Here is a 13,745-nt window from a genome sequence, read left to right on the forward strand (position 1 = left end):
CAACCGGAAACAACACGGTTCATTACTTCAGAACCAACACAGTGGACGCGAGCAACTGAGGACAAGCCCTCGGCCTATTAGTACCAGTCAACTCCACCGGTCACCCGGCTTCCATATCTGGCCTATCAACCCAGTCGTCTACTGGGAGCCTTAACCCCTCAAGGAGGTGGGAGCCCTCATCTCGAAGCAGGCTTCCCGCTTAGATGCTTTCAGCGGTTATCCCTCCCGAACGTAGCCAACCAGCCATGCCCTTGGCAGAACAACTGGCACACCAGAGGTTCGTCCGTCCCGGTCCTCTCGTACTAGGGACAGCCCTTCTCAAGACTCCTACGCGCACAGCGGATAGGGACCGAACTGTCTCACGACGTTCTAAACCCAGCTCGCGTACCGCTTTAATGGGCGAACAGCCCAACCCTTGGGACCGACTCCAGCCCCAGGATGCGACGAGCCGACATCGAGGTGCCAAACCATCCCGTCGATATGGACTCTTGGGGAAGATCAGCCTGTTATCCCCGGGGTACCTTTTATCCGTTGAGCGACGGCGCTTCCACAAGCCACCGCCGGATCACTAGTCCCGACTTTCGTCCCTGCTCGACCCGTCGGTCTCACAGTCAAGCTCCCTTGTGCACTTACACTCAACACCTGATTGCCAACCAGGCTGAGGGAACCTTTGGGCGCCTCCGTTACCCTTTAGGAGGCAACCGCCCCAGTTAAACTACCCACCAGACACTGTCCCTGATCCGGATCACGGACCCAGGTTAGACATCCAGCACGACCAGAGTGGTATTTCAACAACGACTCCACCACAACTGGCGTTGCGGCTTCACAGTCTCCCACCTATCCTACACAAGCCGAACCGAACACCAATATCAAGCTGTAGTAAAGGTCCCGGGGTCTTTCCGTCCTGCTGCGCGAAACGAGCATCTTTACTCGTAGTGCAATTTCACCGGGCCTATGGTTGAGACAGTCGAGAAGTCGTTACGCCATTCGTGCAGGTCGGAACTTACCCGACAAGGAATTTCGCTACCTTAGGATGGTTATAGTTACCACCGCCGTTTACTGGCGCTTAAGTTCTCAGCTTCGCGGAGTCGAAACCCCACTAACCGGTCCCCTTAACGTTCCAGCACCGGGCAGGCGTCAGTCCGTATACATCGCCTTACGGCTTCGCACGGACCTGTGTTTTTAGTAAACAGTCGCTTCTCGCTGGTCTCTGCGGCCACCACCAGCTCCGAGTGCAAAACTCATCACCAGCAATGGCCCCCCTTCTCCCGAAGTTACGGGGGCATTTTGCCGAGTTCCTTAACCATAGTTCACCCGAACGCCTCGGTATTCTCTACCTGACCACCTGAGTCGGTTTAGGGTACGGGCCGCCATGAAACTCGCTAGAGGCTTTTCTCGACAGCATAGGATCATCCACTTCACCACAATCGGCTCGGCATCAGGTCTCACCCATAATGAGAGACGGATTTACCTACCCCTCGGGCTACACCCTTACCCCGGGACAACCACCGCCCGGGCTGGACTACCTTCCTGCGTCACCCCATCACTCACCTACTACAGGTCTGGACCGTCGGCTCCACCACTCCCCTTCACCCGAAGGATCCAGGGCGGCTTCACGGACTTAGCATCGCCTGGTTCAGCGTTGGCGCTTCAAAGCGGGTACCGGAATATCAACCGGTTGTCCATCGACTACGCCTGTCGGCCTCGCCTTAGGTCCCGACTTACCCTGGGCAGATCAGCTTGACCCAGGAACCCTTAGTCAATCGGCGCACACGTTTCCCACGTGTGAATCGCTACTCATGCCTGCATTCTCACTCGTGAACCATCCACAACTCGCTTACACGGCTGCTTCACCCGGCACACGACGCTCCCCTACCCATCACAACAGCCGTTAGGCCTTACGCTGCAATGACACGACTTCGGCGGTACGCTTGAGCCCCGCTACATTGTCGGCGCGGAATCACTTGACCAGTGAGCTATTACGCACTCTTTCAAGGATGGCTGCTTCTAAGCCAACCTCCTGGTTGTCTCTGCGACTCCACATCCTTTCCCACTTAGCGTACGCTTAGGGGCCTTAGTCGATGCTCTGGGCTGTTTCCCTCTCGACCATGGAGCTTATCCCCCACAGTCTCACTGCCGCGCTCTCACTTACCGGCATTCGGAGTTTGGCTAAGGTCAGTAACCCGGTAGGGCCCATCGCCTATCCAGTGCTCTACCTCCGGCAAGAAACACACGACGCTGCACCTAAATGCATTTCGGGGAGAACCAGCTATCACGGAGTTTGATTGGCCTTTCACCCCTAACCACAGGTCATCCCCCAGGTTTTCAACCCTGGTGGGTTCGGTCCTCCACGAAGTCTTACCTCCGCTTCAACCTGCCCATGGCTAGATCACTCCGCTTCGGGTCTTGAGCGTGCTACTCAAACGCCCTCTTCGGACTCGCTTTCGCTACGGCTCCCCCACACGGGTTAACCTCGCAACACACCGCAAACTCGCAGGCTCATTCTTCAAAAGGCACGCAGTCACGACCGTGCTCCGAAGAACACGGCGACGCTCCCACGGCTTGTAGGCACACGGTTTCAGGTACTATTTCACTCCGCTCCCGCGGTACTTTTCACCATTCCCTCACGGTACTATCCGCTATCGGTCACCAGGGAATATTTAGGCTTAGCGGGTGGTCCCGCCAGATTCACACGGGATTTCTCGGGCCCCGTGCTACTTGGGAAACAAGCAAGCAAGCCACCACGATTTCAGCTACGGGGGTCTTACCCTCTACGCCGGGCCTTTCGCATGCCCTTCGCCTATCGCAATGGTTTCTGACTCACCCAGCCGCCGGCAGACGACTGAAGCTCACTCCCACAACCCCGCATGCGCAACCCCTGCCGGGTATCACACACATACGGTTTAGCCTCATCCAGTTTCGCTCGCCACTACTCCCGGAATCACGGTTGTTTTCTCTTCCTGCGGGTACTGAGATGTTTCACTTCCCCGCGTTCCCTCCACATACCCTATGTGTTCAGGTATGGGTGACAGCCCATGACGACTGCCGGGTTTCCCCATTCGGACACCCCCGGATCACAGCTCGGTTGACAGCTCCCCGGGGCCTATCGCGGCCTCCCACGTCCTTCATCGGTTCCTGGTGCCAAGGCATCCACCGTGCGCCCTTAAAAACTTGGCCACAGATGCTCGCGTCCACTGTGCAGTTCTCAAACAACGACCCGTACCCCGTCACCCACACTCACGTGCAGTCACCAGGACCGGCCGAAGGAACAAGCGAAACCCTCTCGCCCGTACCCTCAGACACCCAACAGCGTGCCCGACCCGACCGCACCCGATCATCCCGTTCCACGCCCCCGGAGAGGCAGTACTGAAGACACCAGGCCAACGGCCGTGCCGAATAGTCAACGTTCCACCCATGAGCAACCGTGCGAGACATCCGCTCGCAGTCGGCTATGTGCTCCTTAGAAAGGAGGTGATCCAGCCGCACCTTCCGGTACGGCTACCTTGTTACGACTTCGTCCCAATCGCCAGTCCCACCTTCGACGGCTCCCCCCACAAGGGTTGGGCCACCGGCTTCGGGTGTTACCGACTTTCGTGACGTGACGGGCGGTGTGTACAAGGCCCGGGAACGTATTCACCGCAGCAATGCTGATCTGCGATTACTAGCGACTCCGACTTCATGGGGTCGAGTTGCAGACCCCAATCCGAACTGAGACCGGCTTTTTGAGATTCGCTCCACCTCACGGCTTCGCAGCTCATTGTACCGGCCATTGTAGCACGTGTGCAGCCCAAGACATAAGGGGCATGATGACTTGACGTCGTCCCCACCTTCCTCCGAGTTGACCCCGGCAGTCTCCTGTGAGTCCCCATCACCCCGAAAGGCATGCTGGCAACACAGAACAAGGGTTGCGCTCGTTGCGGGACTTAACCCAACATCTCACGACACGAGCTGACGACAGCCATGCACCACCTGTACACCGACCACAAGGGGGCACCCATCTCTGAGTGTTTCCGATGTATGTCAAGCCTTGGTAAGGTTCTTCGCGTTGCGTCGAATTAAGCCACATGCTCCGCCGCTTGTGCGGGCCCCCGTCAATTCCTTTGAGTTTTAGCCTTGCGGCCGTACTCCCCAGGCGGGGAACTTAATGCGTTAGCTGCGGCACGGACAACGTGGAATGTCGCCCACACCTAGTTCCCAACGTTTACGGCGTGGACTACCAGGGTATCTAATCCTGTTCGCTCCCCACGCTTTCGCTCCTCAGCGTCAGTATCGGCCCAGAGATCCGCCTTCGCCACCGGTGTTCCTCCTGATATCTGCGCATTTCACCGCTACACCAGGAATTCCGATCTCCCCTACCGAACTCTAGCCTGCCCGTATCGAATGCAGACCCGGAGTTAAGCCCCGGGCTTTCACATCCGACGCGACAAGCCGCCTACGAGCTCTTTACGCCCAATAATTCCGGACAACGCTTGCGCCCTACGTATTACCGCGGCTGCTGGCACGTAGTTAGCCGGCGCTTCTTCTGCAGGTACCGTCACTTGCGCTTCTTCCCTGCTGAAAGAGGTTTACAACCCGAAGGCCGTCATCCCTCACGCGGCGTCGCTGCATCAGGCTTGCGCCCATTGTGCAATATTCCCCACTGCTGCCTCCCGTAGGAGTCTGGGCCGTGTCTCAGTCCCAGTGTGGCCGGTCGCCCTCTCAGGCCGGCTACCCGTCGTCGCCTTGGTAGGCCATCACCCCACCAACAAGCTGATAGGCCGCGGGCTCATCCTGCACCGCCGGAGCTTTCCACCACCAGACCATGCGGTCAGCGGTCATATCCGGTATTAGACCCCGTTTCCAGGGCTTGTCCCAGAGTGCAGGGCAGATTGCCCACGTGTTACTCACCCGTTCGCCACTAATCCCCGGCCGAAACCGGTTCATCGTTCGACTTGCATGTGTTAAGCACGCCGCCAGCGTTCGTCCTGAGCCAGGATCAAACTCTCCGTGAATGCTTCCGGGATATCCCGGCAAACACTGCACGAGAGCGGAACAGAACCGGAGGAATAATCCAGTCCCGTTCACAGCGTCCTCGCTGTGTTTTTTCAAAGGAACCTCGTCCGAGATGGACGGGGTTATCAACATATCTGGCGTTGACTTTTGGCACACTGTTGAGTTCTCAAGGAACGGACGCTTCCTTCGAAACCCTTTCAACGGTTTCTCCGAGCGCTTCCCTTCGGTGTTTCACACGCTATCAGACCTTTTCCCGCTCTCCGAACCGGTGTCTTTCGCAAGGCATGCGAAAGCCAATCCGAGATTTGGATCAAGTAGCTGATGGCGCCGCCCTGAACCTGGATGTGCACGCGGCTGACCGCGGTGCTTCATCCGGTGGGCAGGGGCACGACAGTACAGCGCCCCGCGCCGCCGTGGCAAATCGATTCCGTGCCCCAGCGTCCTCTCCGGCCTGCGTCGCGCGTACGGAATCCGTAGTTCCTATGACTTACTCTTCTGGGCAGTGCGCTGTCCGGGACAGGCGGTGACGGCGCGTGATGATTCTTCACCCCGGGAGGCTCCCCATGACCACCGTGACCTCGCCGGTCGCCGGCCGCGTGATCGGACTCCAAGCGGTTCCCGATCCGGTGTTCTCCGGCGCCATGGTCGGTCCGGGTACGGCGATCGACCCGGTGCTCGAGCCCTTTGTCGCCGTGGCTCCGGTCGACGGCGTCGTCGTCTCCCTGCACCCTCATGCGTTCGTGGTCGTGGACGGGGAGGGGCACGGCGTGCTCACCCACCTCGGCATCGACACGGTGCAGCTGAACGGCGAGGGCTTCGAGGTTCTCATCAACAAGGGGGACACCGTCCAGCGCGGCGACGCGATCGTGCGCTGGGACCCGGCCACCGCCGTGGCCGCGGGCAAGTCGCCGATCTGCCCGATCGTGGCGCTCGAGGCCACGGCCGACTCCCTCACCGACGTCAAGGAGGACGTCGATGTGAAGCCGGGCGACGCGCTCTTCAACTGGTGAGCCGGGCGTTGCGCCCGGTGACCGGCGGGGACCGGAGCGGGCGGCGCACCGCAGGAACGACATCCACCAATGGCGGGGTTCCGCCGTATCGACCGGGGACGGGTGACATGGAGACAACGCTGCGAGGCGTCGGCGTGAGCCACGGGGTGGCCATCGGCGAGGTGCGCCATATGGGAACGGCGGTCCTGGAGCCGCCGGCGAAGCAGATTCCGGCCGATGAGGCGCCGCGTGAGCAGGGGCGGGCGCGCCAGGCCGTGGAGGCCGTGGCGGCCGATCTGATCGCGCGCGGCAATCTGGCGGGCGGTGAGGCCCAGGCCGTGCTCGAGGCGCAGGCCATGATGGCGCAGGACCCGGAGCTGATCGCCGATGTCGAGCGGCGTATCGCCGTGGGCAGCACCGCCGAGCGCGCGGTGTACGACGCCTTCGCCGCGTACCGCGCGCTGCTCGCCGGGGCCGGGGACTATCTGGCGGGGCGGGTGGCCGACCTCGACGATGTGCGGAACCGGATCGTGGCGCGGCTGCTGGGCGTGCCGATGCCGGGGGTGCCGGACAGTGATGAGCCCTATGTGCTGATCGCGCGGGATCTCGCACCCGCCGACACCGCGCTGCTCGACCCGACGCTGGTGCTGGGGTTCGTGACCGAGGAGGGCGGGCCGACGAGCCACAGCGCGATCCTCGCCCGTGCCCTGGGGGTGCCGGCCGTGGTCGCGTTGCCCGGTGCCGGGGATCTGGTCGAGGGAACCCTGATCGCCGTGGACGGCAGCACGGGTGAGATCTTCGTGTCGCCGAGCGAGGAGAAGCGGGCCGAGCTGACGCGGGCCGCCGAGGAGCGCCGGGCCGCGCTGGCCGCCTCCTCCGGTCCGGGTGCGACGTCGGACGGGCACAAGGTGCCGCTGCTGGCGAACGTCGGCGGGCCGGCCGATGTGCCGGCGGCGGTCGAGGCGGGCGCCGAGGGTGTGGGGCTGTTCCGGACCGAGTTCCTCTTCCTCGACGACAGCACCAAGGCGCCGTCGGAGGAGAAGCAGGTCGCGGCGTACCGGCAGGTGCTGGAGGCGTTCCCCGAGGGCCGGGTGGTGGTGCGGGTCCTGGACGCGGGTGCGGACAAGCCGCTGGACTTCCTCACCCCGGCCGATGAGCCCAACCCGGCGCTGGGCGTACGCGGTCTGCGGACCCTGCTGGACCACCCCGAGGTGCTGCGGACGCAGCTCGCGGCGCTGGCCAAGGCGTCCGAGGGGCTGCCGGTCTATCTCGAGGTCATGGCCCCGATGGTGGCCGACCGGCTGGACGCCAAGGCGTTCGCGGACGCGTGCCGTGAGGCGGGGCTGCGGGCCAAGTTCGGCGCGATGGTGGAGATTCCGTCCGCGGCGCTGCGGGCGCGCTCGATCCTTCAGGAGGTCGAGTTCCTGTCGCTGGGCACCAACGACCTGGCGCAGTACACCTTCGCGGCCGACCGTCAGGTGGGTGCGGTCTCGCGGTTGCAGGACCCGTGGCAGCCCGCGCTGCTCGACCTGGTGGCGGCGTCGGCGGAGGCCGCGCAGGCCGAGGGCAAGAGCTGTGGGGTCTGTGGTGAGGCCGCTTCCGACCCGCTGCTGGCGTGTGTGCTGACCGGTCTGGGTGTCACCAGCCTCTCCATGGGTGCCGCGTCCATTCCGTATGTGCGCGCGACGCTGGCCAAGCACACGCTCGCGCAGTGCGAGCGGGCCGCCTCCGCGGCGCGTGCGGCGGACACCGCCGAGGACGCCCGCCGCGCGGCGCAGGCGGTGCTGTCCGGCGAATGAGCCGGTGAGCTGTCGATGGGCTCTCGGTGCACATCGGTGAGCTGTCGGTGAAGGCGTCCCGCCGCGTGGCGGGACGCCTTCGGTCATTCCGGGCGGCTGAGCGGGATGCCCGCCCGGTATGCGACGCCGTGCTCCGGGGGGATGGGTTCGCCGGTCTCCGCGTCGGTGCAGTATGCGGTGAACACCTCCGCCTCGCTCAGCGGGCGGAGCCAGCCGTCGTGCAGCGCCCAGCCGCGGACCGCTTCAGGGGTGTCCGCCACGATGCTGCGCAGCACCAGGCCGCCGGGGCTGCGCAGGGCGAAACCGCAGGCCAGGACGGTGCGGAAGACCAGCGCCGAGGACTCGGCGAGCTTCGGCGGGCCCGCTTCCCGGGCGTCGGCGTGGAGCACGGCGACCAGCGAGGTGCCGTCCGCCGGGACGCTGCACACCAGGTGGTGGACGCCGGGCCCGGCCGCCTCGACGACCGCGCGCAGCGCGGCCCCGGCGCGGTCGAACGCGGCACGGGCGGTGTCGTCGTCCCGGCAGTCCCCGCGGTGGGCGGCGCGGGAGAGCAGCGCCGAGGCGTACTCCCAGGTGGCCTGCTCCTCCGCGACGCCGATGAGCCGTGGGACCAGGCGGTCGATCGGCTGGCCCGCATAGGTGACGGTGCCGCCTGCGGCGGCCAGCTCCGCCGTATAGCGGGTGCGGCTCGCGGGGGTGTCCGGGTCGAGCCGGGTGTCCGCGCAGAACTCCTCGTAGGCGACGGGGTCGAAGAGGGCGACGGTGATGTGGACGCCCTGGGCCGCGAGCGCCTTCAGCAGCCCCTCCATCTGCCGCAGATACGCTCCGTGGTCGTCGAAGGCGAACGACGCATAGCGCCGCATGGCCGTGAAGTCCCGCTCGTCGGCCAGCAGGGCCACGGTGCTGGGCACCTCTCTGCGCAGCGCGCGCCGGGCGGTCGGCCTTCTCGTGCCGCTCTCCCTCCTGGTGCTGGACTTCCCGTGCTTGCTCCGGTGCCCGCCCGGCCGGTTCCGGTGCCGGTCGCTGTGTCCGGTGTGCGCCATGACTCCCCCCTCAGCGCGGATGTTCAGTGCTCACTCAGCGTAACCGGGGCCACTGACAACGCTCCGTCACCGCGGTCCCGTACCAGGTGGCGCTGGGCGCCGCACATCGCGGCGAGCCCGGCGCCGAGGCCGAGCCAGCCGAGGGGGCCCGCCGCGATCGCCGCGGTCACCGCGAGTGGTCCCGCGCTGCGCTGCACGGCCTGGGCCAGGCCGTGCACGCCGAGGTAGGCGCCCTGTGCGGTGGGCGGGGCGAGGGCGACGGACAGCTCCCAGGAGATCGTGGCGTGCAGCATCTCCGCGACGGTGAAGGCGGTCGCGGCCAGCAGCAGCGTGACGGCCGCGAGCCAGGGCGCGCCGGCCGTCGAGACGGCCAGCGCGGCCCCGCCGAGGAGGAAGGCGCCCGCCAGCGGCCACAGCGAGGTGCGTGCGGTGTGCGGGGTGGCTCCGAAGCGGGCGAACGGGACCTGGAAGAGGACCACGAGCACGTTGTTGAGGACGAGCAGCAGGGGGACCAGCTGGTGCGGTGCGCTGGTGGCGGTCACGCTCCACAGGGGCAGGCCGACCTTGAAGACGGAATCGTCGAGGAACAGGACGGCCTCGCTGGCGGTGTAGGCGAGATAGCGGCGGTCGCGCCAGGGGTTGGGGGCGGCGGTCTTCTCGGCAGCGGGGGCGGGTTCGCTGGGGCTCGGGGCGGGCTCGGCCGCGATGCGGGAGGCCGAGGGCGGTTCGGCACAGCCGAGGGTGAGCAGCGCGGAGGCGAGGAAGGAGAGCGCGTCGCCGATGAGGAGCCAGCGGTAGACGGTGACGGTGCCGCCGGTGAGCGCCGCGGCCGCGATCAGACCGCCGACGCCCCAGCCGATGTTGACGGCGGTGCGGTTGATGGCCTGGTATCGGGCGCGGTCGGGGCCCGCGACGCGGGTCGCGTACAACTTGGTCAGCACCGAGGCCGCGCGGTCGCCGAGGCTGCCCACCGAGGCGATGGCGAGCAGCAGCCGGAGATCGGTCGTGGCGAGCAGGGCGAGTGAGGCGGCGGCGCGCGCCAGTTGCACGGTGATCAGGAGCGGGCGCAGCGGGACGCGGTCGGCGAGGAGGCCGCCGAGGGGCGGGCCGGCGATGCCCACGCATCCGGACACGGCGAGCAGCAGGCCGATCTCGGCGGTGCCGAGTCCGGCGGCGTAGGTGAAGTAGAGGGCGGCGGTCGCGCCCCACAGGCCCGAGCCGATCCGGTCGACGAAGCCGACGATCAGCATGCGGCGGCCGTCCCGGCCGCCGGGGATGCGTTCGATGAGTGCGGTGCGCCGTGCGGACGTGCCCACCCTGGTCCCCCTTGACAGCAATTTTGTATTGGTACAGAGTGTTTTCTGTGGCGACACAATATGAGATCAACGGTGCGTCGGCCAAGGGGATTGCCGCGTCCGTCGAACAGGGCGTGGTGGAGGGTGCGTTGGCGCCCGGCACCGCGCTGCCCCCGGTGCGTCGGCTGGCCGAGCGGCTGGGCATCAGCCCCGGCACCGTCGCGACCGCCTACAAGGAGCTGCGGCGGCGCGGGATCGTGGTGACGCACGGGCGGGGCGGCACGGTGGTCGCCCCGACGCCGGCGGTCGCCTCGCGCCGCCCGCCGCCGGTGCCGGAGGGGGTGCGCGATCTGGCGAGCGGTCAGCCCGATCCGGCCTTCCTCCCCGCGCTGCTGCCGGCCGCCCGGCTGTCCCCCGGGGTCCGGTCGCACCGCGCCCGGCCCCGGCTGGCCGGTCTGGAGGAGCTGGCCCGTGCCTGGTACGAGCGCGACGGCGTACCGGCCGAGCACCTCACCTTCGCCCACGGCGCGCTGGACTGCGTGGCCCGGCTGCTGTCGGTCGAGCTCCGGCCGGGTGACGCGGTGGCGATGGAGGACCCCGGCTACCACCATCTCCTCGACCTCGTCCCGGCGCTGGGGCTGCGCAGTGTGCCGGTGGCCGTGGACGACGAGGGCATCCGGCCGGACGCGCTACGGACGGCGCTGCGGTCCGGGGCCCGTGCGCTGGTCCACAGCCCCCGCGGGCAGAACCCTTACGGCGGCTGGTTCTCGGCGCGGCGCCGGGAGGCGCTGCTGGCGGTGCTGGACGAGGTGCCCGAGGTGCTGGTGATCGAGGACGACCACGCCGCGGACATCGCCGGGGTGCCGCTGCACAGCCTCACCACGGGCGGCCTCGCCCGCTGGGCGCAGGTGCGCACGGTCTCCAAGCACCTGGGCACGGACCTGCGGTGGGGGGCGCTCGCCTGCGACCGTACGACGCTGGCGCGCCATGACGGCCGGATGCTGCTGACCTCGGGCTGGGTCAGCCATGTGCTCCAGGAGACGGTCGCCCGGCTGATGACCGATCCGCGGACCCAGGCCCTGGTCGCCGGGGCGCGGGCCGCCTACGCCAGGCGGCGTGCGGCCCTGCTGGCCGCGCTGTCGGCCCGGGGGATCGCGGCGCACGGGGCGAGCGGGATGAATCTGTGGGTACCGGTCCGGGACGAGGCGGCGGTGGTCAACGGGCTGCGGACGCGCGGGTGGTGGGTGGCGGCCGGGGCGAGGTTCCGGCTGGCGTCCGGGCCGGGGGTGCGGATCACGGCTGCGGCGCTGGCGGAGGGGGACGCGGAGGCGTTGGCGGAGGATCTGGCGGGGGTGCTCGGGGAGGCGCAGGCGACGTATGGGGGGTAGGCGGGTCTTCCCCACCCTGCCCCTCCCCGAACCGGGACAGCACGCCTAGGCGGTCGCGTCGCCCTTCTTCCGGGCCAGGCTTTCGTAGAAGCGCAGCAGTTCCACGTCGTCCACCGAGCCCGGGTTGACCGCCTTGTCCAGGGAGGTGCCCTGAAGGAGGCGCTTGACCGGGACCTCGATGCGCTTGCCCGTGAGGGTGTGCGGTACGCCGGGGACCTCGATGACCTCGTCGGGGACATGGCGCGGGGAGAGCTGGGTGCGGATGGTGGTCTTGATGCGGGCCAGGAGCTCCTCGTCGAGCGTGGCGCCCGGGGCCAGGTGGACGAAGAGGGGCATCCAGTAGCCGCCGTCGGGCTGTTCGACGCCGATGACGAGGGATTCGCGGATCTCCGGGAGCCGTTCGACCGCCTCGTAGATGTCGGCGGAGCCCATCCGTACGCCCTGCCGGTTGAGGGTGGAGTCGGAGCGGCCGTGGATGACCACGGTGCCGCGTGAGGTCAGGGTGATCCAGTCGCCGTGGCGCCACGCGCCGGGGAACATCTCGAAGTAGCTGTCGCGGTAGCGGGTGCCGTCGGGGTCGTTCCAGAAGCGGACCGGCATCGACGGCATGGGCCGGGTCACGATCAGCTCGCCGACCTCGTCGACCACCGGTTCGCCCAGCGGGTCCCACGCCTGGAGGTCGGTGCCCAGGGCGGGGGCCTGGAGTTCGCCGACGTAGACGGGGAGGGTGGGCACGGCGCCCGCGAAGCAGCTGCACACATCGGTGCCGCCGCTGACGGAGGCGATCCACATGTCCTCGGACACCTCGTCGTGGATCCAGCGGAAGCCGTCGGGCGGCAGCGGGGAGCCGGTGGTGGCGACGCACTTCACCCGGGAGAGGTCGAAGTCGCGGCCGGGGTGGACGTCGGCCTTGCGGCAGGCCATGACGTAGGCGGCGGAGGTGCCGTAGAGCGTGGTCCCGGTGCGTTCGGCGACGCGCCACTGGGCGGCGGTGTCCGGATAGCCGGGGCTGCCGTCGTAGAGGACGACGGTGGCGCCCACCAGCAGGCCGGACACCAGGAAGTTCCACATCATCCAGCCGGTGGAGGTGTACCAGAAGAAGCGATCGCCGGGTGTGAGGTCGCAGTGCAGGCCGAGCTGCTTGAGGTGCTCCACCAGGATGCCGCCCTGGGACTGCACGATCGCCTTGGGCAGCCCGGTGGTGCCCGAGGAGTACAGCACCCACAGCGGATGGTCGAAGGGCAGTGGCTCGAACACCGGGTCCGCCGGTTCGCGGACGATGTCGTCCCAGGCCAGCGTGGACTCGGGAGCGGGGGTGCCCAGCAGCGGGATGTGCACGACGGCGCGCAGGGTGGGCAGCTCGGCGCGCAGTTCGGCCACGGTGGCGGTGCGGTCGTGGGTCTTCCCGCCGTAGCGGTAGCCGTCGACGGTGAACAGCACCACCGGTTCGACCTGCTGGAAGCGGTCCAGGACGCTGCGGGCGCCGAAGTCGGGGGCGCAGGAGGTCCATACGGCGCCGACGGCGGCGGTGGCCAGGAGGGCGACGGTGGCCTGGGGGATGTTGGGGACGTAGCCGCTGACCCGGTCGCCGGGGCGGACGCCGAGGCGGCGCAGTTCGGCGGCGACGGCGCCGACCTGGCCACGCAGTTCGGCCCAGCTGATCGGGCGTGGCTCATGGGTCTCGTCGACGTGGAGCAGCGCGGGGGTGTCGGCGCGGCCGGGGTCCTCGGCGGCGCGCAGGGCGTGCTCGGCGTAGTTGAGGGTGGCGCCGGGGAACCAGCGGGCGCCGGGCATGGCGGCGTCGGCGAGCACCCGTTCGTACGGGGTGGTGAAGCGCACCTCGAACCATTCGGTGACCGCCTGCCAGAAGGTCTCCAGCTCCTCCACCGACCAGCGGTGCAGTGCGGCGTAGTCCGCGGCCGGGCCGTCCGGGCCCGGCGCGGGCGCGCCGTGGCGCTCGGCCGCCCAGGCGTGGAAGGCGGTCAGCCGGGACCGGGCGATCCGGTCCGCGCCGGGCTGCCACAGGGGCTGTGGCCGGTGGTCGGGGTGCGCTGTGGTGGTCATGGGTGTCGGCTCCCGGGCTGTCCGCGCCGGCCGCGTCCGCGGGGGCGCAGCCGGCTCATGTGCGTCCGCACAGGACGATGCCATGTGATCGACTCCCGCACCAGGGGCGCCACCCCACATCACAGGCCGGCTTCATATGAGCCGACCACGGGTGAACGGCAGTTGAACCGTATCC

Annotated in this window: 6 protein-coding genes and 2 rRNA genes; 3 read left to right on the forward strand and 5 right to left on the reverse strand. The window is 67.4% G+C overall.

The genetic code is table 11. The features are described 5' to 3' along the window. Positions 1–57: 57 nt before the first annotated feature. Together PS467_RS06535 and PS467_RS06540 are read right to left on the reverse strand one after the other, a co-directional pair. A 23S ribosomal RNA gene (locus PS467_RS06535) occupies positions 58–3,177 on the reverse strand. Between the two features lie 287 nt (positions 3,178–3,464). Further along, positions 3,465–4,991 (reverse strand): 16S ribosomal RNA (locus tag PS467_RS06540). Together the 16S and 23S rRNA genes form the textbook arrangement of a ribosomal RNA operon. 564 nt (positions 4,992–5,555) lie before the next feature. Between PS467_RS06540 and PS467_RS06545 the strand changes: the two genes are divergently transcribed. Both PS467_RS06545 and ptsP read left to right on the forward strand, forming a co-directional pair. Further along, entirely contained in the window at positions 5,556–6,002 is a 447-nt protein-coding gene (locus PS467_RS06545; RefSeq protein ID WP_311034412.1) for a PTS sugar transporter subunit IIA, read from the forward strand. Positions 6,003–6,109: 107 nt separating this feature from the next. Next, positions 6,110–7,780, forward strand: coding sequence for a phosphoenolpyruvate--protein phosphotransferase (gene ptsP, locus PS467_RS06550; RefSeq protein ID WP_268970549.1), 1,671 nt, complete (start codon positions 6,110–6,112; stop codon positions 7,778–7,780). An 83-nt stretch (positions 7,781–7,863) separates the two neighbouring features. On the opposite strand, the gene PS467_RS06555 is transcribed toward ptsP, so the two are convergent. Further along, positions 7,864–8,823, reverse strand: a complete 960-nt coding sequence (locus PS467_RS06555) for a DUF8829 domain-containing protein (protein ID WP_311034413.1) — start codon at positions 8,821–8,823, stop codon at positions 7,864–7,866. A gap of 23 nt (positions 8,824–8,846) precedes the next feature. After that, a complete protein-coding gene (locus tag PS467_RS06560) occupies positions 8,847–10,139 on the reverse strand; it encodes an MFS transporter (RefSeq protein ID WP_311034414.1) in 1,293 nt (430 codons plus the stop codon). Between the two features lie 47 nt (positions 10,140–10,186). On the opposite strand from PS467_RS06560, the gene PS467_RS06565 reads away from it, so the two are divergent. Further along, positions 10,187–11,506 (forward strand): aminotransferase class I/II-fold pyridoxal phosphate-dependent enzyme, encoded by a 1,320-nt coding sequence (locus PS467_RS06565; RefSeq protein ID WP_311034415.1) that lies wholly within the window; start codon positions 10,187–10,189, stop codon positions 11,504–11,506. A 45-nt stretch (positions 11,507–11,551) separates the two neighbouring features. Here the strand turns inward: PS467_RS06565 and PS467_RS06570 are convergent, their stop codons facing one another. Continuing rightward, positions 11,552–13,570 carry an acetoacetate--CoA ligase gene (locus PS467_RS06570; protein ID WP_311034416.1) on the reverse strand — a complete coding sequence of 673 codons (2,019 nt, stop codon included), beginning with the start codon at positions 13,568–13,570 and terminating at the stop codon, positions 11,552–11,554. Positions 13,571–13,745: the final 175 nt, after the last annotated feature.

This window comes from Streptomyces luomodiensis, assembly GCF_031679605.1.
GTDB lineage: Bacteria > Actinomycetota > Actinomycetes > Streptomycetales > Streptomycetaceae > Streptomyces > Streptomyces luomodiensis.

Coding starts and splice junctions, on each gene's coding strand:
- PS467_RS06570 (WP_311034416.1), bottom strand. CDS start 13,570: ATGACCACCACAGCGCACCCCGACCACCGGCCACAGCCCCTGTGGCAG.
- PS467_RS06555 (WP_311034413.1), bottom strand. CDS start 8,823: ATGGCGCACACCGGACACAGCGACCGGCACCGGAACCGGCCGGGCGGG.
- ptsP (WP_268970549.1), top strand. CDS start 6,110: ATGGAGACAACGCTGCGAGGCGTCGGCGTGAGCCACGGGGTGGCCATC.
- PS467_RS06545 (WP_311034412.1), top strand. CDS start 5,556: ATGACCACCGTGACCTCGCCGGTCGCCGGCCGCGTGATCGGACTCCAA.